This window comes from Neobacillus niacini (assembly GCF_023715415.1).
GTDB classification, from domain to species: Bacteria; Bacillota; Bacilli; order Bacillales; family Cytobacillaceae; genus Neobacillus; species Neobacillus niacini_C.
Map to the genome: position 1 here is coordinate 1 of NZ_JAMBOB010000004.1, position 23,369 is coordinate 23,369.

Below are 23,369 nucleotides of genomic sequence, written 5' to 3' on the forward strand. Positions count from 1 at the left end.
TTTTCCTCATGAGAGGAAAAGGATTATCCGGTATTAGCACCGGTTTCCCGGTGTTATCCCAGTCTTACAGGCAGGTTGCCCACGTGTTACTCACCCGTCCGCCGCTAACCAAGAGGTGCAAGCACCTCTTGATTCGCTCGACTTGCATGTATTAGGCACGCCGCCAGCGTTCGTCCTGAGCCAGGATCAAACTCTCCAAGAAAGTTGATATAGCTCATTTGTTACGTTGGCTTAGCTTTTATAAAAAGCTAAAAAATTGTTTGTTGACGTTCTTGTTTGTTTAGTTTTCAAAGAACAAATTCTTTCACTAATGAGCCCGTCCGATTAAGTAAGCTCGAAAGCGACTTCACTAATTTAACATATCCTTCATGTCGGTGTCAACAACTTTTTTAATTTCTTTTTTTCGTTGTGTGACTCACTCGTGAGGACGAGATTTAATATAACATGTTCGAAAAATGATTGCAATATAATTTATAATTTTTTTTGATTCCTTTATTTCTAGTTGGAAGTTAAATAACCATTTATTTTAGCATTTTGAAAAGAATAAAGAGTATTTAACAGTCAAAAGATAAATCAGATAAGTGGTGGATTCATAATTCAAACCATTTATGTATATGTAATTAGTAAGAACTTATAAAAGTTTAGACGTACAAAGGAAGAAAGCATAATTTCAGTAATAAGTAATATTTCTTTATTTATCATCGCTGGAATATCGTATAATAGTAATAACTATATTCTATTTATCATTAAACACAATAGTAATGGACGTGAAGTCAATGGAGAATGTTGATTACGATATATTATTAAAGCTTGGTATATCAGCAATTTTAGGACTTATTATTGGGCTTGAACGCGAATTAAAGAGAAAACCTGTAGGACTTAAGACGAGCCTTGTAATATCTGTGGTGAGCTGCCTACTTACAATTGTTTCAATAGAATCTGCTTATATGTTTCCTGAATCAGATAATGTAAAAATCACCATGGACCCTCTGCGTCTTGCTGCACAAATTGTTTCTGGCATCGGTTTTCTAGGTGCAGGTGTAATCCTTAGACGGGGAAATGATAGTATTTCCGGTTTAACAACGGCTGCAATGATTTGGGGAGCAGCTGGAATTGGTATTGCTGTAGGAGCAGGTTTCTTTATCGAAGCGTTTGTAGGTGTCGCCTTACTAATTATTAGCGTAGAGTTGGTACCTTATGTCATGAAGTTCATTGGGCCAAAGCAATTGCGCGAAAAAGAAATTAGCCTTCAATTATTTATTAGAGATAAAATTCAAATTGAAGATGCAATTTCATTTATTATGGGCAGAAAATATATTATCCGAAGGCTCCGCATAAAGGATTTAGATAACGGCGACCATCTCGTGCAGATATTAATAGCGGTAGATTATCGGGAAAAAACTACCGAAGTGTATGATTCTGTTTCAAAATTAGATGGCGTTCATAAGGTTGAAATAGAAAGCATGGGTTAATTTACTCTTAACTGTAGAAAAAGTAAAAATTACTATTGCAAGATTGGTATGAGAAAGATATAATTTTCTTGTACCACATACGGGGGCTTAGCTCAGCTGGGAGAGCGCTTGCATGGCATGCAAGAGGTCGTCGGTTCGATCCCGATAGTCTCCATTTTAAAAAAACCCTTGCCTCGCAAGGGTTTTTTTATGTCATTCTTCTACTTTTACTAGAATCCGATTGGGTTCTTCTCTTATCCCCGGGTCTTACATTCGGACGTTTCCCCTTAACAGAACCTGCTTTAGTTCCCTTTGGCGTGCCTTCTCTTTGTTTTCTTGTACGTGCATTACCACCATCATTTTTCAGCTCTGTTTTACGATCATTACCTCTGTTTTTATTCGAATAACCCTTTTTTACTGATGTCTGTGCTGAACCTGCTTTATTATCTTGCTTACCTTCACTATTATCTAGATTTTGTTTTTGAATTGTAATATTAAGCTCTTTTTCAATCATATCAAGTGTTGGACGATCATCTGAAGAGTAAAAAGTGATAGCTAACCCCTTGGTGCCAGCCCTTCCTGTTCTTCCAATCCGATGGACAAAGCTCTCAGCATCTTGAGGAATATCATAATTAAATACATGTGTCACTCCTTCAACATCAAGTCCTCTTGCTGCGACATCCGTCGCTATCAACAATTGAATATCCCCATCCCGGAAACGTTTCATCACTTGCTCTCTTTTGGCTTGTGATAGGTCACCATGCAGCTCATCACATAAAAATTTGTGAGATCTAAGAACCTCATATAACTTTGAGACTCTGCGTTTGGTTCTACAAAATATAACAGCTAAATACGGTCTATGTGTTTCAACCAATTGAATTAATGTTGCTTGCTTTGCTCGGTCAATGGTATGAATGGCAATTAGTTTAACATTTGCTGCTGGTCCCTGCGTTTTCTCAACTTGGATGTATTCAGGTTTACGCATATGCTTATTCGCTAGTGTCCGTATTTCCTCAGGCATTGTTGCAGAAAAGAGCATAGTCTGACGAGTCTTAGGTGTTTCCCTGATAATATCCTCAACCTCATTCAGAAAACCTATATGGAGCATTTGGTCTGCTTCATCGAGAACTAGCAATGAAGCTTCTGATAAGTTAACTGTCCCTCTTCTAATATGGTCTAACAGTCTTCCAGGTGTCCCAACAACGATTTGAACATTTTTCTTTAGCTTCTTTAGCTGCTTTTCAACATCTTGGCCCCCATAAACTGCAAGCACATCAACTCCATCAATATTTTTGGTCAACTTTTCAAATTCCTCGGTAATTTGTAATGCCAATTCTCTGGTTGGAGTCACAATAAGTGCTTGTACATGTGAAGCAAGTGGATTAATTTTTTCTAATATGGGCAGTATGAAGGCGAATGTCTTTCCAGTTCCTGTTTGCGCCTGTGCAATAACATCTCTACCACCTATTACGAATGGAATTGCCCTTTCTTGAATGGGTGTCGGTTTTGCTACACCGAATTCCTTTAACTTATTTACGGTCGATTCAGAAATACCTAATGATATAAAATCAGGCAAAAATATCCCTACTTTCTCTATCTATAACAATAATTTTTGTCTTATTAATATTGAAGGTTTAACAATAAAAAGGCAAATATTCTTTTATTCCAAAAAAAAGACCTTATCAATGTGATAAGATCTTAAATAAGATTAAGCTATAACCGTTGCTTTTACCCAATGATTTTCTATCGGTATTCCCGCATCCTTTAAGGTTCTGAAAACAGGGCAGCGTAAATCTACTGCTTTTTGTAACTCTTCAATTCTCTCATCAGGCTCTGATGTTTCTAAAAATGCTTTTACCAAGACATTTTGAAAGTAAGGTTTTACTGTTAAATCCCCCATTAACCCCGCTACATCTAAATTTCCTTCCACCTCAAAAGAAATTCCTTGAAGGTCAAATTTCATTTCTTTTGAAATTAACTGAGCCATTACATTTTCACAGCCAATAAGGGAGGCTAGAAGTGTAGACATAGGGTCGATTGCAGAATCCCTGCCTCCAAATGATATGGGCTCATCAATCGCGATTGTATGTTTTCCTGCAGCCATATCTGTCCGCATTATAGTACCTTTTCCTTCTACTTTAATATTCATCATTTGTCCCATTCTATTACCTGCCTTCTATCATTTATACTACTACCATTTCCCGTAATTTTTTTGCAGCAGAAGACATCACTTTCAATTTTTCGAAGGCAATTTCTTCACTATTCATTGGACGTTGTGCAAATGTTCCAAATCCACAATCAGGATTTAAAAATATTTTTTCATCCGGTAAATAACTTCTAACTTCCTGCACCCGGGCTAGAATTTCCTCAACAGTCTCAATCGCTTCCGTTCTAGGATTGATAATACCGAATCCCAGTTCTTTCTCACCAAAATTGCGAATAGAGTCAATCTCACCTGCACGAGGCGTTGCATATTCAAGTATTAATTGATCAATATTCACATTAGAAAAATAAGGAACCAACAGATCATATGGACCTTTTAACAAGACTTCTTCTTGAGTGCTCCAATTACCTCTACAAACATGAACACCAACCCTTGTTCCTCTTCCTAGCATTCCAGCTGTAACCTGGTTCATTAGATCCAAAGCGAACGCAATTTCTTCCTCTGCATCAGCCTTTGCTGTCAACGCTCCGCACATAAAGGTCCTATTTGCATTTTTCTTGGTAAATACAAGCTCTGTTAAGACTGGCTCATCAAATTGGACGAATTCAACACCAGCTGAAATCAAATCTTCCAGTTCTTCTCGCAAAACTTTAATAATATCTACTGACAAATCCTCTTTTGTCGGATAGGCTTCCTTTGACAATCCTTCCACCCACATCGATCTTGTTAGCAGGTAGGGACCTGGTAGTGCAACTTTCACTGCTTTGTTTGTATGTTTTTTAAGAAATAAAAAGTCATTAAGTGCTAATGATTTTTTTCGGCTAATTTTCCCGGTTGCTGCCGGATTTGACATTGAGAAAGCTGGAACATCTAATGTTCCGAGTATTTCCTCAAAGCTTGCTTTATCCTCAACATAATCAAGAAGCTCAGATACCGTTAGCATCTTTACATTATGTAAATGCTCGGCAACAAATGAGATAAAGTTGTCCCGCCTCTGTTCTCCATCGGAAACAATATCGATTCCAGCATCCTCTTGCCATTTTAAACATGTTAATACAGCCTGGTCAGCGATAGAATCGAACTCTGCCTCACTTATTCTACCGGCACGTTTATCACGCATTGCTCGTTTTACTTCATTCGATCTTGGCCAGCTGCCAATAACAGTGGTCGGGAATTGAGGTAATTTCACGTATTATCCTCCTTGTTAAAATACAATTGAAAGTTTAATATCAATCATTATCATTTGATTAAGAGTTTGATAAATCGGTGATCTCTCAAGTGTATTCATCCATAAGTCTTCCAACACATTTTCATGTTCTGGTGACGAAACATAAAAGGTACCATCAATATGGCTGACTTTCGGACTTCCAACATCCTCTAACTCCATATGGAATAAGACGTTTTCTAAGCCGCCTTTTAATGATAATTCCAGATTATCAATCACAATATTTTTTCGCGAAGCTTGTGCTTTGTACCCAACAGTTAAACAGGAAGCTAATGAGGCGAGTAAGTAATCAATAGCACTAGGGGCAGGAACTTTTGGGCTGAAGTCTACAGGCTGCCCTGCTGAGAATGTATGGTTTCGCGAATGAATTTTTACAGATAAATCCTTTTCTCCTCGGACCCGTACACTCCATTCATACCCTTTTGCAGCCTGTAAATCCTTCTCTAGTTCAGCCTCATTTGTTCCTTTTTTTATAAAGTAACAAGTTGTATTATCACCTGGATTTGAACCAAGAAATTCATGATTAACCATTCTGCACCAGGCCGGCAGGTCTTCGGCAACACTTCTCTCCCTGCTTCGGACTTCAAGAATTTGACCATTGTTTAACGGGTCCATTGCTTGTTTTATGATTAATAGTAAGCCCGAGCCACAATCTAAGTCACCGCCATCACAGACAGCATGTGCATTTTCCATATTCTTCACCTGCGCTTAATAGGTAATGGAGGCTGCACCCAGGCTAAGGAACTCTACTAATTTCGCTCCACCAACAATGGTTGCACCTTCAACTAGGTTTTCTTCATCCAACTCTCTTTTCTTGTAACAAGGGCTGCAAACCCAAAGCGTTCCGCCCGCTTCAACGAAGTTATCCATTAATTGTTTTAAAGGTGCGAATCCTGTCTCGTGAATATCGTCAGCATATCCTTTCGCCGCTAAGTAAGCGCCTTCAACGTTTAGAAACACAACTGTTTCCTGACCAGACGCAACTGCTGCATTTGCTACAACAAAACCGACTGTCGCTTTGTCCGGGTTGTTCTTTGCATTTGTTAAACTAACTAAAAATTTTCCTGCCATAATAAATTCCTCCGAGTATTCATTTTTATGTAAAAGACTAGAATCAGCCTTTTTCAATATAGTAATAACTGATTTTCCCAAAATCCTTACGATCTAGCAGAGTGTGTTTTTGCATTCTACACCAAGCGGGGATGTCTTCCCTTGCACCTGGGTCATAAGAAATAACCTCAATAATCTGACTGCTATTCAACTTTTTCATCATTAGGAACAGATTCATAATCAGCTCCCCACACCCTGTAGGTCCAGCATCATAAATATGATCTGGTATATATTGGAGTGACATAATATAGCTCCTATCAATTAGTAATATTTTCACAGTATTTATTTCAAAAACTGTTCATAACCACTGTTCATTTCTATTATAAAAAAATGTTATGATAAGATAAATTCAATTTATCTATTCTACCGATGAATATAAATCGACTCTATGAATACAAAGGTGGTAAGTTAATGGATCTACACCAATTGTTTGTCTTTACGAAGGTGGTTGAGCATAAAAGCTTTTCTAAAGCAGCCGAAGACATCTTTTTAAGTCAATCAACAGTCAGTTCCCATATTCAAACACTTGAGAGAACTTTAAATGTAAGTCTATTTGATCGAGTAGGGAGAGAGAACATTCTTACGCCCTCTGGAGAGCGTTTGTATCAGTGGGCGCTGAAGCTTTTATTAATGAAGGACCAAGCAATGTTGGACTTAAAGGAGGGTGTGACCGAGCTTAGAGGAATGATTCGAATCGGCGCAAGCTCAGTACCTGGGCAATTTATGGTTCCAAAAATGGTCAAGCAATTTAGAAATCAATACCCAAAAGCAACCTTTCATATTAACCAATCCTCCTCAAAAAATGTGGCCGATAAGGTTTTAAATGGCTCTGTGGATTTCGGTATTATAGGTGAAAAATATGAAAACGAAAAGCTATGCTATATTCCCTTACTTAAAGAAAGTTTAGTCCTTATAACATCACATCATTCTGATATTGTTGGTTCTGTTGATATCCATGATCTCTTACAGTTTCCTTTTATTATGCGAAATTCTGATTCTGGAACGAATTCTCTTATTGAAAAATTTTTGACGAAAAATCAAATTACAAAAGACCAAATGAATATTGTTGCCTATACAGAAAGTGGACAAAGTTTAATTCAGTTTGTACTCCAGGATATTGGCATAGCAATTATCTCGGAAATGGCTGCAAGGGAATACTACGATAGAAAGTTACTTAGAATTCATGAAATTAATGGATTCGATAATGAACGATTTTTCTATCTCGTTTATAATCAAAACAAAACCCAATCAATGTTATCTAAATTATTTATTGAAAGTGCTCCTGAATTGATTAAACCTTAAAGCTAAACACGAAAAAACGGGTCAGAAAAACTCCGCCCCGTTTTTGTTATGGTTTAAGAATAACTTTTATACAATCCTCTGTTTTTGTATCAAATACTTCATATCCATGCTTTGCTTGCTCGAGTGGCAAGACATGGGTAATGATGTCACTGATATCAATCTTTCTTTCATTAATCATATTGTACAGGAATGACATATAAGGAATAACCGGTGCCTGCCCCGTTTTAATGTCGACGTTGCGCTGAAAGATGTCCCCAAGTGGAAAAGCATTATATCTTCCCCCATAAACACCCGTAAGTTGAATCGTTCCGCCCTTTCGTACTGCTTGACTGGCAATTACAATCGCACCCATAGCTCCGCCATGAAGCTTCATTCCCGTTGCCAAAAACTCCATCGGGGTCATCTTTCCGTCCATTCCCACTGCGTCAATGACAATGTCTGCTCCGCCCTTAGTAATTTCCAACAGATAGTCTCCCACATTTTCATGGTCCTCAAAATTAACTATTTCAACTTTATTTGTCCGCTTCGCATGCTGGAGGCGGTAATTAATGTAGTCTACAGCAATGACTCTTTTCGCACCTTTTAGCCAAGCAAACTTTTGTGCCAGCAACCCTACTGGTCCACAGCCTAAAACAATGACGGTATCATCTGGCTTTACCCCAGCATGGTCCACACTCCAATAGGCAGTCGGTGCGGCATCAGCAAGCAGCACAAGCTTTTCATCCTCCACTTCACAATTTTCCGGAATTTTAAATGGTGTGAAGTTCCCAAAAGGAACCCGCATGTATTCTGCCTGCCCGCCAGCATAGCCTCCTGTTGTTTCTGAATAACCAAAGAACCCGCTTCCTTGCCCATGAGGATTACCATTATCACATTGACTGGTTAAATCGTGAGTACAATACCAGCAGTGTCCACAGCTTACGTTAAATGGGATAATGACCCGATCCCCTTTTTTTAACTTTGTAACCTCAGGACCAACTTCTTCAACAATTCCCATTGGCTCGTGACCTATTACATAATCTGTTGGCAAATTAGGAATCATCGCATGAATTAAATGTAAATCAGATCCACAAATAGCGGATGAAGTAATTTTAACGATGATATCATCTGGATTCTTGATATTTGGATCCTTCACTTCCCTAACTTCAACATTCTTAATTCCTTGATATGTAACAGCCTTCATCTCTATCCCCTCCTTTTATTGGTTTGGTGTAGCAAACATCCCTTGTCGATCTGTATCGTTAGGGTAAAGGTTAAGCTTTGCAATCTGAACCGCTGTCTCTGCTGCCTTCATATCAACCGGGAACTGCTCTTTAAAATTATGTGGATGCAGCCAGCCCTTCTTTATCATTAAATCAGCTATTTCAGTATGCAAATCGATAGCAGCTTCCATTTGCTTGTGAAAAATTCTTCTTAGTTCTGGGTTAGCGGTCTCTGTAATCGCAAATCCATAATTACGAATCCCATTTTTTACGGATAATAAAAAGTCCATAGCAAATGCCGAATCAGCTAAACTCGGCATCCCCTCTGCATTTCTAGGATCTAAATAATCTTCCATACTTTCACCTCGCTTATTGCAGCAATTGGCTGTTTTTATAAAAACCTACGATTTCATTAATATCCTTAATGGATTGCTGAACATCCTTTTCCATAAGTGCTTTTAACTCATTATCGAAGCAAATGCCCTGCATTAATTTTGACCTAAGTAAGCAAACTGTTTTAAAGTTTAGAATCTCATGTGTCTCCATTGTTTCATGTAAGGCTAGGGTTTCATTGACCAACACACTCACCTCCAGGTTCTGTCTCTATTTTCTCCTATTCTTATTTCCTTTTATGCAAAAATGAATAAACCTCATTAGACTTAGAAAATATATAGAGGATTAAGTCTGTTCGTTTTGGAGGAATATCGATGACAAAATACCTTGGTCTTCACGAGACGCTTGACCTTCATGAATTGTTAACCTTTAAAAATCTAAGTTTAACGAAGGTTACTACCATGAGTGTTTTAGCCCAAGATCCAGAATTGAAAGCCATTCTATCTGAAGATGCTGTCAATGGGAAACAGCATATACAGCAACTCCAGAAGTTTTTAACTGATAGGAGTGATCAAGCATGAATCAGCTAATCCAAAATTTAATGGGAATGGGCGGAATGACAGACCAGGTAATTGCAACAGATTTTCTTATTTCCGCTAAAGCAGGAGTAAGAAATTATGCGGTTGCAATTACTGAAACAGGCACCCCAGAATTAAAAGCTACCTTAAGAGAACAATTAAATGCTGCCATTGCAACACATGAAAAAATCACCAACTATATGATTGCTAGAGGCTTCTATCACCCGCATAACTTAAGTGAGCAGCTGCAGGTTGACCTGACTATTACGGATACCGCCTTAAAACTTGCGCAGAAATGAAGAAAAGGAGGACCCGTTTAGCTTGGGTGCTCCTTTTAAATTTGTGTACTTAATTCTTTTAACTTCTTTTTATCGATTTTTCCAACATGAGTTTTTGGAAGTTCGTTTAAAGAGATAAACTTCTTCGGAATTTTATATCTGCCTAATTTTCTCTCACAATAGTCTTTTAGCTCCTGCTCATCTAACGGTTGAGGATGTTTTCGTACGATAAAGGCTGCAACAAGTTCCCCCCATTTTTCATCCGGGAGTCCGATTACTGCCACCTCATCAACCTCAGGGTGAGATGCAAGCCAATGTTCAATCTCAAGTGGATAAACATTTTCACCGCCCGTGATGATCATATCCTTTTTTCTTCCGACAATATAATGGAATCCATCTTCATCCTTCTTTGCCAAGTCTCCTGTATGAATCCAGCCTTCTAACTTTATTTCTTGTGTTGCAAGTTTGTTATTCCAATAATGTGAGAAGGAATGTTTTCCTTTTATTAAAAGTTCCCCAACCTCGTTAACGGCGGCTTCTTGACCATCTTCCTTTTCCAGTTTAATTGCATTGAATAACATTGGTCTTCCAACGGACCCCCGTTTCACTTGCGCTTCTTCGGGATCTATAAAGAAATTATTTGGGCCAGCTTCCGTTAATCCATATCCTTCTTTAAAAGCTAAGCCTTTTTTCTGAAAGGCTTCATATACGTGAAATGGACATGGGGCCGCACCTGATAAAAATACTTTCATCGATGGAAATTCACTTCTCTGGAACTCTTCTGTTTGAATGAGTAAATGGTACATCGTTGGTACAAGGAGAATAATTGTACAGTTGTACCGTTGTATGGAATGTACCACTTTTTGTCCAGTATACTGATCCCCAATAACAACCGTCCCGCCGGTCATTAAGATTGGAAGCGACAATGCGTTTAGTCCGCCTGTATGAAACATCGGCATATAGTTGATCGTTACATCCTCTTCTGATAAATTCCAGCTAAGAATTGTGTTTATCGCATTCCATTGAATGGATTGATGGCTTAACACCACTCCTTTTGGTTTACCGGTTGTTCCCCCTGTATAGATTATGGCAAAGGGGTCCTGTTCTGAGATTGGTTCTAAATGAGTACTGCTATCAAACAATGTCGCAGTCTCTTCATATTTAGATTCTCCAACATAAAAAGAACAAGGTACTACAGCCTGTAGAGAGGTATACATGTTCTCAAACTTGTGATGGATACCAAGTAATGACGGTGAACAATCCAACAATATTTCATTTAATTCTTGTTCAGACAGCCGCCAATTTAGTGGAACAAAGATGGCGCCAATTTTTCCACATGCAAACAGCAAATCAAAATAACTAATATCGTTTGGCGATAGAAGCGCCACCCGATCCCCTTTTTTCACACCTTGACTCTTTAACCATCCAGCCACTGAGGACGAACGTTTATTTACTGCTTCAAAGGTCCAGGATTTATTTTTATCTTCATCTATAATTGCCTTTTTATTTGGCGATAACCTTGCTCTATTTTCAAGCCAGTCAAGTTCCCACCTCACTGTTCAATCTCTCCTTCACAACTAGATGAGAACATCTTACAGAATTTTAGTTACATCAAAGTTACAAGTGTTAGGCTAAAAGCGACCTAAAAGGCCGCTCTTTTTCAATCTAGCTCCAGCGCCTAGAAGCGCTTCCGCTTTTTTAATTACATCATTATCCCGCCATCCACATGAAGAACTGTTCCGTTTATATAATTTGATTCATCGGATGCTAAAAACAAGTAGGCGTTTGCGATATCTTCTGGTTTCCCCAGCCTTAACAGCGGAACCATCTGTTTCATTTGGTCTAATATTCTTTCAGGAACCTTCGCTGTCATTCCTGTTTCGATAAAACCAGGAGCAACCGCATTCACATTTATCCCTTTGCGCCCAAGCTCTTTTGCCCATGATTTCGTCATGCCGACCACACCTGCTTTGGTTGCCGCATAATTCGTTTGGCCAACATTTCCATACACGCCTGAAACAGAAGAGGTATTAATAATTCTTCCTTTTCCATTTTCAATCATCGAAGGCAATACAGCCTGTGTACAATGAAATACTCCTGTAAGATTTACATCCAAAACAGCCTGAAAATCCTCGATAGTTAGCTTTGAAAGCATGGCATCTTTTGTAATTCCTGCATTATTTACAAGGACTCCGATGTTTCCGTAGACTTCTCGGACTTTCTCAACCATTGCATCTACACTGGAACGCTGTGCTACATTCACTTGAAAAAAAGTTACTTCATATCCCTTTTCCCTTAATTCTTGTGCCCTCTTTTCACCTTGTTCTGCATTAAAGTCAGCCATGGCCACCTTCGCACCTTCTTTGGCAAATACTTCTGAAGCTTTTAAGCCAATTCCATTTGCCGCACCAGTAATAAGAGCCACTCTGTCTTTTAATCTCATTTGAACACCTCATTCTTTAAAAATTTTGTCATTTCTTTTAGTAATTGAGGTAAGTCATCAACAAGGGGAGAATGCCCACAATCCTTTAACTCTACAAACTTAGCTTTTGCTCCTAAATCCTCTACTAATTCTTTTGTCATTTCAGCACTAACAACATAATCACGGTCACCTCTTAATACAAGGACAGGTACATTAATTTGATCTACCAGTCCATTCCCTTCTACCAATCCATTATGATGATGACTGATATTAAACGTATTGTTAGAATGATGTACCTCGGCTAAGTTTCGCTGTGTTCTCATATCCTGAACATATTCGTCATACAGCTCAGGTGCAGGCTGATTTTTTGTATAAATAACAGCGTTCCATATTAGTTTTAATAAGTCGACATTATTCGTGTCATAGGCAGCTTGAACAGGTATGGTCCGAATTAAGTCACGTTTAATATCTTCATAGGCGAAAAATCTTCGAGGTTCGTCATTCACATTCGTTTTTCCGTCAAACGGATACCCTCTAGTAGATTCTGAAGCTAATAAAATCAGCTTAGTACAATAACCTGGATTATCGGCAACAAATTGCATAGCGACAGCACCACCTGTTGACCAACCCACAATTGCAAAATCCTTTAAGTCAATTTCATCGACAAAGAGCTTAACATCATCTGAAAAGTCCTTGATCGAAGTAATAAGTTTATTGTAGCTGGATTTTCCAAATCCTCGTAAATCCAAAGCATATAACTTATATTCCTCAGACATATTATTTAGGACAAGGTCCCAGTGCTTAGAAGAAGTCATGTTTCCATGGATTAATAAAACCTTTTTATCACCGCCTTCCCTTTCTCGATAGGCTATTGTTTCTCCATTTGTTAACTTTACCTCTTTCATCGTCACATTAACCATTACATCACCCTTCCCCATTTAATTGTAGAGGCTCCCCAGGCATAGCCAATCCCAGCACTAACTAAAACGACAATGTCACCCTCTTTTAACTTCCCTTCATTTACGGCAAGCTCAAGAGATAATATTTGATCAATCTGACCGATATGACCATAGTCCTCCAGATAGATTGATTGCTGGTGTGATAAACCTAATTCTTTTAATACATATTCATGAGCAGATTTTTTCATGTGAAGCATGGCTATAAATGAGATATCTTCCTCTTTGTATCCACTTTTTCTTACAGATTCCCGAACTACCTTCAGAAAATTAGCCATTGATTTCTGTTCCAAACGCTGTTTCATCCCCTCAGGATCAAGGACATCCAGCATATTTAGCCGCTGATCAATCGCTTCTTTTGTAATTGGATTTTTGGTACCGCCACTAACAACAACAACATCCTCAGAGAATGTTCCATCTGTCAGCAGCTCCGTTTCTAGCAAGAGGTTCTCATTGTGACCCTTTTTCAACAGAATGGCACCGCCGCCTGCACCTAGATTAAACATAAAACGCGTCCTTGGGTTCTGGTAGTCGATGAAATCCCCATTTCGATATCCCCCTGCTAGCAGCACAGTTTGGATTGTGGAATCTGCCATCATCAAGCTCTTTGCTACCTTAAGCGCCATAACGGTCGTTCCACATCTTAAAGCAACATCGAATGCCCAGGCATTTAAGGCTCCAACAGCTTCCTGTAGTTTAATTCCAGCCGTCCAAAGTGGATATTCCTTATGCTCTTCCCCAATATAGATAACTACATTAATTTCCATTGGGTCGATTCCTGCATTTTTAATTGCTTCCTTTGCCGCAATGATTCCCATTTGACACGTATGATCATCAGGCCCAGGAACATACTTCTTTTTAATTCCCATCTTTTCTTCAACAATATGAGCAGGAATACTAGCCTTTTCTGCTATCTCTTTTCCGGTTAGATAATCCTGAGGGAGATAAAGACCCGTACTTACGATTCCTATTTGCAAAACATCCACCACCTTGATTAAGTGTCTTCTACCATCGACAGCATAAAAGCAGTAGCTTCTTCAATACTCTCAAATAAAGTTTCCCACTCTTCTTGAACATGGGTAACCTTAATCCTCCATTGCTTTTTACCAGTCTCTATGTCAATAGATGCTAGTTGAAAACGAACGATGAAGGAAGCAATTTGTATTGGTTCCACTTAAGCCTCCCTCTAACCTGCTAAATTTTCTTTTTTCTTAGCAGGTTGCTGTTTTTTTCGTTTCCAAGTGAATTTCCTTAGTGTCCCCACAATACCCAGCGGAAAGAAAATAACAACCAAAATATAAATGATGCCAAAGAAAATAATCCAGCGTTCAAATATCCAATGTTCTTTTGCCAGCTCCGTTAATCCATCGTGTGCAAATTCAATTAATCCTGCACCAATAATAGCACCAACTAAAGTGCCTACTCCGCCAATAATGGTCATCAATAAAGCGTCTAAGGTAATATCCATTGTGAATACACTTGTATTCACATATCGAAGTGACATTGCATAAAAAATCCCAGCAATCCCGGCTAAAACACCTGAAACAACACTAGCAGCAATCTTATAATGTAATACTTGATAACCTAAAGATTCTGTTCTTTGTTCATTTTCCCGAATGGCCTGAAGCACTCTCCCAAGAGGGGAGTTGGTAAAGCGTTTTAAAATCATAAAAGTAGCAATCATTGCTGCCAAACAGATGAGGTAAAAATTAGTCCGATCGATAAACAGTTCCGGCACTCGAAAAGTAAATCCATCATTTCCAAACGTTAAGGTCCGCCATTTTTCCGCTAACACTAAAAACAATCCAGCTAATGCCATGGTTAACATCGCATAAAAGTGGCTTTTCAAACGCAGGGTAAGTAAACCAACAATAAAACTTACGATTGCCGTGATAAGAATCGTTGCCAGTACCGCATAAATAAAATGAAGCATCGTTGGCTCAAAACGCTTCATGAATATCCCAATCGAGTAGGCCCCGATACCAAAAAACATCGCATGACCAAAGGAAACAATTCCGGTAAAGCCTAATAATAAATCATAGCTCATCGCAAGGATGGCAAATACAAAAATTTGGGTTAACAGGATTAACATATTTCTAGATTCATAGACGAAAGGCAAGAGAAACAAAAAGGCAGCAATGATGATATAAATAGCATTTATTCTATTATTTACAATCCACTTCATACTCTCACCCCTTCCCGCCAAAAAGTCCTTGTGGCTTTACAATCAACACAACAGCCATTAAAAGCATATTTACTGCCAAAGATAATTCTGGTACGTAATAAGCCATAAATGAACCAGATAATCCAACTAAAATTGCAGCCATGACTGATCCAGTGAAATTTCCCATCCCGCCGATAACAACCACAATAAACGCTAATATGGCAAACTCCATCCCCATCCCTGCGTGAATAACACCAGAGTATGGTCCAAAAAGTACTCCTCCAAGTGCTGCCATACCGGAGCCAATCATAAAGACAAACATAAATACCTTCTTAATGTTAATCCCCAATGCCTGAACCATTTCTTTATTCATAACGCCAGCCCTGACAACCAGACCGATTTTAGTATTTTTCAACAAAAATTGTACTCCCGCAAAAACCAGCAATCCAATTGCTATAATAAATACTCGATATTTAATGATAATCATATCGCCAATTTCCCAGCTGCCACTCAAATATTCAGGTGGATTGGCCGTTAATTGATTCGGTCCCCAAACTACTTTCAGCATCTCTGATAGAACCAGCATTAAGCCAAGTGTAATTAGAATTTGCTGAACATGGTTTCCGTAAACTGGCTTAATGATCCACCTTTCCGTAATAATCCCTAGAATAAAACCAGTAAGAATGGCCCCAATAATTCCAATTAGAAAGCTTCCGGTAGTGGAATAAATCCAAATGCCGCTATAGGCACCCCAGGCAAACAAACCACCGTGAGCAAAATTAAGTACATCCATCAAACCGAAAATAAGGGTTAGTCCTGCTGCTAATAAGAAAATCAGCATGCCTGTTGCCAATCCATTTAATGTTAAATTGAATAAAAGCTCCATTCAAACCTTTCCTCCTTCCCTAAGCAATCCCCAAGTACTTTCGTTTCATTTCCTCATCTTCTTTTAATTGTTTCATTGTTCCATTACTTACCGTTCTTCCATCATCGATAATATAAAAGCAATCACCGATGGTACTTGCCATCATGAAATTTTGTTCCACTAAGACAATGGTGGTTTGATCCTTCATTTGCAGGATGGATTCCATCACCTTCTCGACAACGATAGGAGCTAAACCTTTACTAGGTTCATCAATTAATAACATTTCGTTATCATTTACATAGGCTCGGGCGATGGAAAGCATTTGTTTTTGACCACCGCTTAGTAACCCTCCAGGCTTTTTCCAGAACTTTTTTAAGTCAGGGAACAAATTTAAAATATATTCAAGACGTTTGTTGGTTTCTTCATTTTCCTTTTGAATGGCTACCTTCATATTTTCTTCGACTGTCAATCCTGCAAAGATACCCTGGTCCTCTGGAACATAGCCAATTCCCTTTTGGGCAATGGTATAGGTGGGCAATGCTTGGATTTCTTCTCCTTTATAAACAACACTGCCTTTTGAGGCTGGATTTAGTCCCATGATCGTCCGTAAGGTGGTTGTTTTTCCGGCACCATTTCTTCCTAACAGTACCGTAACCTCCCCCTTCTTCACCTCAAGCGAAACACCCTGTAAAATATGATACTGTCCAATAAATGTCTCGATATTATTAAGCTTCAGCAGCTGTTTCATAGCTGATACCTCCCAAATAGGCAGACTGGACCGTTTCATTTTTCATGATTTCCTCCGGTGTTCCATCCGCCAGCAGCCTGCCATTAAATAGCACCATTACAGAATCTGATAGATCGAGTATCATATCCATTTTGTGCTCAATTAAAATAATCGTCCGATTCCCTTGTTCCTTAATTCTTTTAATGACTTCTAATATCGCAGGAACATCTTCTAAAGACATACCTGCAGTCGGTTCATCTAATAAAAGAACCTCCGTTTCAAGTGCTAGGAGCATAGCCATTTCTAGCTTTCGCTTTTCCCCGTGTGCCAAATTACTCGCCAAAGAGTCTACTTTATCGTCTAATAGCACCAATCGTAACCATTCAAGAGCCTTTGTTTCGAATTCTCGATATTTCTTATAATGAAATATCATCTGGTAGCGAACTCCGGCCTTGGACTGAACTGCCAGTCTTACATTTTCAAGAACGGTTAGATTAGGGAAAACATTGGTAATTTGAAAAGAGCGTCCTATTCCTTCTCTCGTTCGCTTTGTCGAAGAAAGTTTTGTGATGTCCTTTCCACGAAAATAGATTTTTCCATTTGTAGGGTTTAATTGACCGCTTAACAGATTAAAGAATGTTGTTTTTCCAGCACCATTTGGACCAATGATGGATTTGAAATGTTTTTCTGGAACGGAAATACTGACAGAATCAACAGCCGTATGCCCTCCAAAGGTTATCGATAAATTTTCTGTTTCTATTAAGGTTTTCATGCTTTCACCACCAGTCTTGTAGATAGAAATAAGGAAGAGGGTGACCATATAGACAGGTCAAACCCTCATATTTTTAAAAGAACACTTTTTTAATTACGTACTGGAGGGGCTGTTTCTTCTGGTGTTAGTTCTCTAATTAGTACAGGAACTGGGTATGGAACCCCGTCTTTCTTTTCTAGTTTAATGGCATATAATGCTTGAAGGGCTTGGTGGTCATCTTTGCGATAGGTCATCTTTCCTTTTGGCGTTTCGAAGCTCATGCCTTCCATTGTTTCAATTAATTTATCAGCATCTGCGTCACCTTCGGTTTTCTTTAATGCTTCAACAATTGAAATCGCTGCACTCATTCCACCTGGTGTGAATAAATCAGGGACTTCATCGTTGAATCGCTTCTTATGTTCCGTTACGAGCCAATCATTAATTTTATTTTTTGGAAGATCATGATAGTAAACTGTGAAGCCTTCCATGCCAACAAGCGGTTCCATAGTAGCCAAAGCTGCGATATCCGGTGCCCCTGTTGAAATTTTGATGCCCTTGTCTTGTACCTTCATATCTGAAATCTGCTTCCAAGGAGAGTTTGCACCCGCCCAAACCACAAATAAATAATCAGGTTTTGCATCGATAATCTTTTGAATGTTGGAAGTAAAGTCAGTTGCTGCTGGGTCTGCATATTCTTCTAATACAATATCTGCGCCAAGTTTTTCAGCTGCTTCTTTAAAGGCAGCTACCCCATCACGTCCGAAGGAATAATCCGGTGCAAGTGTTGCTATTTTTACATCCTTACCAGCAATAGCAGCTGCACCGGCAACGGCATCCTGTGAGGAATTTCGTGCGGAACGGAAAATATATTTATTAAACTCAGAGCCTGTGATACTATCAGCGGCTGCTGGTTCAACAATCATAATTTTTTGGTATTCTTCAGCAAGCGGCAACACCGCTAGCGTATCAGCAGAACTGGAAGATCCCACTAAAAAGTCAACTTTATCTTCTTCTAATAGCTTGGTAGCTTTTTGAACGGCAACTTCCGGCTTCGTTTCTGTATCTTCAACCACAAACTCTATTTTTCTGCCAGCAACCTCCATAGTACCTTCGGTTGCATATTCAAGACCTAGTTCAAACCCTCTTAATGTTTGTTTACCATAAGATTCTAGGGCACCCGTTGTTGAGGCAAGAACACCAATTTTTATTGGCTCCTTAGTCTCAGCCTGTTCACCGTTACCCTTTGTATCTCCCTCTGTCTTTTCAGAGCTGCATGCTGTAGCAAAAACCATCATAAAAATAAGTAATCCTAATAAGAAAACTCTGCCTTTAAATACCTTCACTTTTTTTCCCCCTAATTAATTGTAAAAAACCATTGCAATGCCTTTGAGTTAATAATAGAAAACAAGAGTTACAAGCAAGTTACAAAAACGAAAAGCGGAAGCCCCTGGGCGCTGCAGCTAGACAAAAAAAATACAGCTCAGTTGAGCTGCACTAGATAAATACCGTTAATTTTATTGCAGCGATCTCATTTGGCTGTCGGTTGCTTTTATTAATTCTCCCCACGTGCTGTATCCTCGATTTTTAAATTGCCATAGCAGCTCAATAAATAAATAAGCGGTTGTTAACGCATCTCCCAATCCGCTATGCCGGTCATAGATTCTTGTTCCAAAAGCCATTGCATATCGTTCTAAATCCCTCATATCATAGGACGGTGCAATAAATCCGATAAGATCAAGCGTATCGATGGTCAGAAATTTTTTCAAAGCAAGCTTTTCCCTGCTAAATTCACTTTTCAAGGCAAGCACATCAAAACTGACATAATGACCTACTAAACATACGGCTTCTCTCGATTCGACGAAATCAAAAAAACTCATTATTGCCTCTAAAGCTTGTGGTGCACCTTCTACCTGCACATTAGAAATAGAGGTAAGCGCTACCGTTTCCTGAGGAATTTTCCGATTGGGGTTAACATAGGTCTGAAAAGTATCAGACTCACGAACTTCTAGTCCCTTTACAGAAACAGCGCCAATTTCAATGATTCGGTCCATTGTCGCCACCTGAAATCCTGTTGTTTCTGTATCGAAAACAACAAAATCAAGGTTTTCCAGGGGAGTTGACAGCGGAATATTTTCATATTTAAAGGCACACGATACATTTTTTCTGCGAAAAAACATTACCCGCCTCCTCTTTAGGAGCTATAACGAAAAGTGTGTAAACACCTGACCTTGAAGCTCCCTTACTGTTTTTAAGCTTAATATCAATTCTTCTTTTTCCCGGGTAGACAATCTAGTAAAAGAGACAATAGATGTCAGTTCATTGCCGCTTTTTACCTGCTGCCAGCGCTGGTTGGCATAGAGAGTTAAGATATGGCTGATTGCTTCCTTGAGGTCCTCTCCAAATACATCGGAAAAGACTCTCTTATTCATAAGCCAATCAATTTTTTCTATCGGGGTTCCCGATTGGTTTCCATGCAAAAGAGATAATATTTGCAGGCTATGATGGTAGGGAAATAAAACCTCCTTTTTCATATCAATGGTTTTTCGCTCGAGCTTAAATAAAGAACGAATAGGGTGATCAAGAGTAGGAATCATACGCTCTCTCTCTATTTGCGCAAGCTGGTATAAAAAAATTCTCGACCTTTCCATTTGATTTGAAATCACTTTCTCAAACTTTTCATGCAATTTATCACTGCCTGCAATGAACCGGTATGAAAAGAAGTTTTCAGCTAATAACAAATTGTCATTTGTGGATTGAAGCATCCATTTCCGAAGACGTTCTTCCCAGACAGCCAGAGACCCGCGCCATTTCTGCTCACTGCACATCATCAACCCTTTACACCGGGCATAACCTGCTGATTCCATGTTGTCAGTAATCTCTCTTCCTAATTCAGTAAAATAGGCATTTTCTTTATCTCCATCATCCTCATAAACAAGAAAATGATCTTGATCAGTCAGGATAAACTGCTCTTCACGGCCGCTGCTGCCCATTTGATAAAAGGCAAAAGAACAGGGCTGCTGCCTTCCGCTTTCCTGCAGTTTTTGAATAGAAAGCTCAACTATTCTTAAAACAAGACGGTCGTACAAATTAGTTACGATTTCGAAGGTTTTTAATATCGGAACCCGATCTCTCACCAGAGTTTCAATTACTTCATAAATGGCACTCTTCACCAAAGGAAGGCTGCCTCTATCAGCTTGTTCGATTTTTTGAATGGTTTTCATAACATTTTCGCTTTTTTTCCGTAATAAATCAGATAATGTAACGATTCCGACTACCTTTGAATCTTCTATTACCGGTAAGTGTTTAATTCCTTTTAGAAGAATCATAGAAATGGCATCATAATAAAAAGCAAACCTAGAAATAGAAAGGGGGTTAGGAGTCATAATTTCTTGGGCTGCGGCCGTCATTGGCACACCTCGGGCAACCACTCTTGCCACCATATCCCTTTCAGTAATGATCCCTTTTAAAATCTCTTTTTCTATTACCAGAACTGAACTTATTCTCTTTTCATGCATAAGCCGAGCTGTTTCCTGTACCGTTGATTCAGACGTAACTGCGACAACTTTTTCACTCATAATATCCTGGACACGAAGCTTGATCGTATCATTTTCACCATAATCCCGTGCAAGCTTGACCTGTTCAGCTAGGGATGTATATATATCCTTTAAGCGAGTAGCCACCTGTGTCAGCAAATAGTCATGGACTGCCGGATCATCCCATCTTCTCGTTACGACCTCGAAAGGAATATATAATACCTTGACAGCACTAACAGCTTTTACCTCAACCATGACATCGTTTTTCATACTCGGTTTTGACTCTCCAAGGAAATCAGCTAGTTTTGAGAACCCGATCATTTCTCCTTTTTGTAAGACCTCCAAGACTTCATCTCTGTTATTGCTTTCATTTCTTACAACTACCTCTGAAAGACCTTCAATCATAAGCAGAAGGCCTTCACGGGGTTTATCTTTTTTGAACATGATTTCATTTTTTTTAAATTGACGGATTTCACACAAAGCTAGGAGAGATTGGGCCGTGTCAGGGTCCACCCCGCAAAAAAAGGGGTGAAACCTCACGGCCTCTAAATTGTACAAATTATACTGATTTTGATCCATCATCATTCATCCAAACATCGCCATTTTTATAAACCATTTGTTCTGGATAGCGAAGGTCCATAACCTCATCCTGAATCTTTTGAGAAGGAGCCGGTGTCATAAGTGAAACGATGATGTTGGCAGCAAATGCAGCTGCTGCACCAAAAACTCCCGCACCTGTATCAATGATGCCGAGGATCGTAAAGCCGCCATATTTCGCTGCAAAAATGTATGCCAACGTGACGCCTAAACCAACTAGCAACCCAGCAATAACACCTTGGGAATTTGAACGCTTCCACCAAACTCCAAGCACTAGTGCAGGGAAGAAGGTTCCAGTTGCAAGTGCGAATGCCCAGGCAACGATTTGTGTAATGGCCCCTGGAGGGTTAAGCGCGATAAGACCAGCGAAAAGAGTTGCAAGGACGATTGACCAGCGGGCAACAGATAGACGCTTTTTCTCGGTTGCATTTGGTTTTAAGACACGATAGTAAATATCGTGGGCAAATGATGATGAAATAGCAATCATCAAACCTCCGGCAGTTGATAATGCAGCTGCCATCGCACCTGCTGCCACTAAGCCGATTACAAACATCCCAAGATTGGCAATCTCCGGTGTCGCCATAACAACAATATCATTGGAGATAATTAATTCGCTCCATTGAAGGACTCCATCTCCATTTCCATCTGCTACTTGCAGCTTACCTGTATCAACCCAAGTTTTTGTCCATGCAGGCAGTTCTGTTATTTTGCTGCCTGCAACCTTTGTCATCAGGATGAACCGTGAAAATGCAGAATAAGCAGGTGCTGATAAGTAAAGCAGCCCGATGAAAAGCAACGCCCAGGCACCTGACCAGCGAGCAGCCTTCATCGTTGAAACCGTATAGAAACGGACAATTACATGCGGCAATCCTGCCGTACCAGCCATTAGTGTAAACATAAGCGCCAAAAATTGCCACTTCGTCCCATTTGTAAATGGTGCAAAGTATTCCGAGATACCCAATTCACGGTCGAGTTCTCCCATTTTACCAACAAGCTCACCATAAGAAATCCAAGGCATTGGGTTCCCTGTAAGTTGAAGTGACATAAAAATTACTGGAATTAAGTAAGCAATAATTAAAATGATATATTGAGCTACCTGTGTCCAAGTAATTCCTTTCATACCGCCAAACGCTGCATAGAAGGCAATAAGAACAACCCCTATCATCGTTCCCACTTTAGCATCAATCTCGAATAATCGGCCAATTACCACACCTGATCCAGAAAGCTGTCCAATAGAATAAGTAAAACTGATTATGATTGTACATATAGCTGCAATGACTCGGGCCGTATGGCTGTCAAAACGGTCACCGATAAAGTCCGGTACTGTATAGCGTCCATACTTCCTTAGCTGCGGCGCTAATAGGAATGTCAACAGCAAATATCCGCCTGTCCATCCCATTATGTACGCAAGGCCATCATAGCCAAGAAGCATGATGGTTCCAGCCATACCAATGAATGAAGCGGCACTCATCCAATCTGCTCCGATTGCCATTCCGTTAAAAATTGGCGGGACACCCCGTCCGGCTACATAGAAATCCGACGTTGCCTTTGCTTTGTTATAAATGGCAATTCCAATATACAATGCAAATGTTGCTAAAATAATGGATAATGAGACCAAAAATTGTGTATCCAATGTCATCCCCCTTTTTCACTTACAAAAATTTTTATGAGCTCCTTTTGCTCTCTTTACAGTCAAGTGAGCAGTATTTCT

At 39.4% G+C, this 23,369-nt stretch carries 26 protein-coding genes, 1 tRNA gene and 1 rRNA gene; 5 read left to right on the top strand and 23 right to left on the bottom strand.

What is annotated here, in order from left to right:
• Positions 1-202: ribosomal RNA gene (locus tag M3189_RS09265) — 16S ribosomal RNA — on the bottom strand; the annotation flags it as partial.
• Positions 203-776: 574 nt separating this feature from the next.
• Here M3189_RS09265 and M3189_RS09270 point away from each other — a divergent pair.
• Positions 777-1,472, top strand: a complete 696-nt coding sequence (locus M3189_RS09270) for an MgtC/SapB family protein (RefSeq protein WP_251633588.1) — start codon at positions 777-779, stop codon at positions 1,470-1,472.
• An 81-nt stretch (positions 1,473-1,553) separates the two neighbouring features.
• Positions 1,554-1,626, top strand: a tRNA-Ala gene (locus tag M3189_RS09275).
• 33 nt (positions 1,627-1,659) lie between these two features.
• Here the strand turns inward: M3189_RS09275 and M3189_RS09280 are convergent.
• The 6 genes from M3189_RS09280 to M3189_RS09305 all read right to left on the bottom strand — a co-directional run bounded on the left by M3189_RS09280 (position 1,660) and on the right by M3189_RS09305 (position 6,194).
• On the bottom strand, positions 1,660-3,027 hold the full coding sequence (locus tag M3189_RS09280) for a DEAD/DEAH box helicase (protein ID WP_251633589.1): 1,368 nt from the start codon (positions 3,025-3,027) through the stop codon (positions 1,660-1,662).
• 132 nt (positions 3,028-3,159) lie between these two features.
• Positions 3,160-3,612 (bottom strand): OsmC family protein, encoded by a 453-nt coding sequence (locus tag M3189_RS09285; RefSeq protein WP_251633590.1) that lies wholly within the window; start codon positions 3,610-3,612, stop codon positions 3,160-3,162.
• Between the two features lie 22 nt (positions 3,613-3,634).
• Positions 3,635-4,804 carry a cobalamin-independent methionine synthase II family protein gene (locus M3189_RS09290; protein WP_251633591.1) on the bottom strand — a complete coding sequence of 390 codons (1,170 nt, stop codon included), beginning with the start codon at positions 4,802-4,804 and terminating at the stop codon, positions 3,635-3,637.
• Positions 4,805-4,819: 15 nt separating this feature from the next.
• Complete coding sequence (locus tag M3189_RS09295; protein WP_251633592.1) at positions 4,820-5,533, bottom strand: sulfurtransferase TusA family protein; 714 nt, start codon at positions 5,531-5,533, stop codon at positions 4,820-4,822.
• Positions 5,534-5,548: 15 nt separating this feature from the next.
• Positions 5,549-5,911 (bottom strand): DsrE family protein, encoded by a 363-nt coding sequence (locus M3189_RS09300; protein ID WP_251633593.1) that lies wholly within the window; start codon positions 5,909-5,911, stop codon positions 5,549-5,551.
• A 43-nt stretch (positions 5,912-5,954) separates the two neighbouring features.
• Positions 5,955-6,194 carry a sulfurtransferase TusA family protein gene (locus M3189_RS09305; protein ID WP_353057412.1) on the bottom strand — a complete coding sequence of 80 codons (240 nt, stop codon included), beginning with the start codon at positions 6,192-6,194 and terminating at the stop codon, positions 5,955-5,957.
• A 167-nt stretch (positions 6,195-6,361) separates the two neighbouring features.
• Between M3189_RS09305 and M3189_RS09310 the strand changes: the two genes are divergently transcribed.
• A complete protein-coding gene (locus M3189_RS09310; RefSeq protein WP_251633595.1) occupies positions 6,362-7,252 on the top strand; it encodes a selenium metabolism-associated LysR family transcriptional regulator in 891 nt (296 codons plus the stop codon).
• 46 nt (positions 7,253-7,298) lie between these two features.
• Here M3189_RS09310 and M3189_RS09315 read toward each other — a convergent pair whose 3' ends face one another.
• The 3 genes from M3189_RS09315 to M3189_RS09325 are packed head-to-tail and all read right to left on the bottom strand — an operon-like array spanning position 7,299 to position 9,000.
• Entirely contained in the window at positions 7,299-8,435 is a 1,137-nt protein-coding gene (locus tag M3189_RS09315) for a zinc-dependent alcohol dehydrogenase (protein WP_251633596.1), read from the bottom strand.
• A 15-nt stretch (positions 8,436-8,450) separates the two neighbouring features.
• Positions 8,451-8,810, bottom strand: coding sequence for a spore coat protein (locus tag M3189_RS09320; protein ID WP_251633597.1), 360 nt, complete (start codon positions 8,808-8,810; stop codon positions 8,451-8,453).
• Between the two features lie 13 nt (positions 8,811-8,823).
• Complete coding sequence (locus M3189_RS09325) at positions 8,824-9,000, bottom strand: spore coat protein (protein WP_435368081.1); 177 nt, start codon at positions 8,998-9,000, stop codon at positions 8,824-8,826.
• A gap of 161 nt (positions 9,001-9,161) precedes the next feature.
• On the opposite strand from M3189_RS09325, the gene M3189_RS09330 reads away from it, so the two are divergent.
• Together M3189_RS09330 and M3189_RS09335 are read left to right on the top strand one after the other, a co-directional pair.
• On the top strand, positions 9,162-9,368 hold the full coding sequence (locus M3189_RS09330) for a hypothetical protein (protein ID WP_251633599.1): 207 nt from the start codon (positions 9,162-9,164) through the stop codon (positions 9,366-9,368).
• Positions 9,365-9,664, top strand: coding sequence for a spore coat protein (locus tag M3189_RS09335; protein WP_251633600.1), 300 nt, complete (start codon positions 9,365-9,367; stop codon positions 9,662-9,664). The genes M3189_RS09330 and M3189_RS09335 overlap by 4 nt, the downstream gene beginning before the upstream one ends.
• Positions 9,665-9,699: 35 nt before the next feature.
• Here M3189_RS09335 and M3189_RS09340 read toward each other — a convergent pair whose 3' ends face one another.
• From M3189_RS09340 to M3189_RS09400, 13 genes are all read right to left on the bottom strand, one after another.
• Entirely contained in the window at positions 9,700-11,199 is a 1,500-nt protein-coding gene (locus M3189_RS09340) for an acyl-CoA synthetase (protein ID WP_251633601.1), read from the bottom strand.
• A 146-nt stretch (positions 11,200-11,345) separates the two neighbouring features.
• Positions 11,346-12,086 carry a 3-oxoacyl-ACP reductase FabG gene (gene fabG / locus M3189_RS09345; protein ID WP_251633602.1) on the bottom strand — a complete coding sequence of 247 codons (741 nt, stop codon included), beginning with the start codon at positions 12,084-12,086 and terminating at the stop codon, positions 11,346-11,348.
• Positions 12,083-13,003 (bottom strand): intracellular short-chain-length polyhydroxyalkanoate depolymerase, encoded by a 921-nt coding sequence (gene phaZ / locus M3189_RS09350; protein WP_251633603.1) that lies wholly within the window; start codon positions 13,001-13,003, stop codon positions 12,083-12,085. The genes fabG and phaZ overlap by 4 nt, the downstream gene beginning before the upstream one ends.
• The gene (locus M3189_RS09355) at positions 12,985-13,998 is read right to left on the bottom strand and encodes a 3-oxoacyl-ACP synthase (RefSeq protein ID WP_251633604.1); all 1,014 of its coding nucleotides are present in this window, start codon (positions 13,996-13,998) and stop codon (positions 12,985-12,987) included. The genes phaZ and M3189_RS09355 overlap by 19 nt, the downstream gene beginning before the upstream one ends.
• Before the next feature lie 17 nt (positions 13,999-14,015).
• Positions 14,016-14,195: a hypothetical protein gene (locus M3189_RS09360; RefSeq protein WP_251633605.1), complete on the bottom strand. Its 180-nt coding sequence runs from the start codon at positions 14,193-14,195 to the stop codon at positions 14,016-14,018.
• 12 nt (positions 14,196-14,207) lie between these two features.
• Positions 14,208-15,206, bottom strand: a complete 999-nt coding sequence (locus M3189_RS09365; RefSeq protein ID WP_251633606.1) for a branched-chain amino acid ABC transporter permease — start codon at positions 15,204-15,206, stop codon at positions 14,208-14,210.
• A 4-nt stretch (positions 15,207-15,210) separates the two neighbouring features.
• Positions 15,211-16,071: a branched-chain amino acid ABC transporter permease gene (locus tag M3189_RS09370; protein ID WP_251633607.1), complete on the bottom strand. Its 861-nt coding sequence runs from the start codon at positions 16,069-16,071 to the stop codon at positions 15,211-15,213.
• Positions 16,072-16,090: 19 nt separating this feature from the next.
• A complete protein-coding gene (locus M3189_RS09375) occupies positions 16,091-16,798 on the bottom strand; it encodes an ABC transporter ATP-binding protein (RefSeq protein ID WP_251633609.1) in 708 nt (235 codons plus the stop codon).
• A complete protein-coding gene (locus tag M3189_RS09380; RefSeq protein WP_251633610.1) occupies positions 16,776-17,549 on the bottom strand; it encodes an ABC transporter ATP-binding protein in 774 nt (257 codons plus the stop codon). Before M3189_RS09380 ends, M3189_RS09375 begins: the two co-directional genes overlap by 23 nt.
• 89 nt (positions 17,550-17,638) lie before the next feature.
• Positions 17,639-18,823, bottom strand: coding sequence for a substrate-binding domain-containing protein (locus M3189_RS09385; RefSeq protein WP_251634261.1), 1,185 nt, complete (start codon positions 18,821-18,823; stop codon positions 17,639-17,641).
• Positions 18,824-19,042: 219 nt separating this feature from the next.
• Positions 19,043-19,705: a 3'-5' exonuclease gene (locus M3189_RS09390; RefSeq protein WP_251633611.1), complete on the bottom strand. Its 663-nt coding sequence runs from the start codon at positions 19,703-19,705 to the stop codon at positions 19,043-19,045.
• A gap of 21 nt (positions 19,706-19,726) precedes the next feature.
• The gene (locus tag M3189_RS09395) at positions 19,727-21,646 is read right to left on the bottom strand and encodes a DUF294 nucleotidyltransferase-like domain-containing protein (RefSeq protein ID WP_251633612.1); all 1,920 of its coding nucleotides are present in this window, start codon (positions 21,644-21,646) and stop codon (positions 19,727-19,729) included.
• Positions 21,621-23,291: a sodium:solute symporter family protein gene (locus M3189_RS09400; RefSeq protein ID WP_251633614.1), complete on the bottom strand. Its 1,671-nt coding sequence runs from the start codon at positions 23,289-23,291 to the stop codon at positions 21,621-21,623. Before M3189_RS09400 ends, M3189_RS09395 begins: the two co-directional genes overlap by 26 nt.
• Positions 23,292-23,369: the final 78 nt, after the last annotated feature.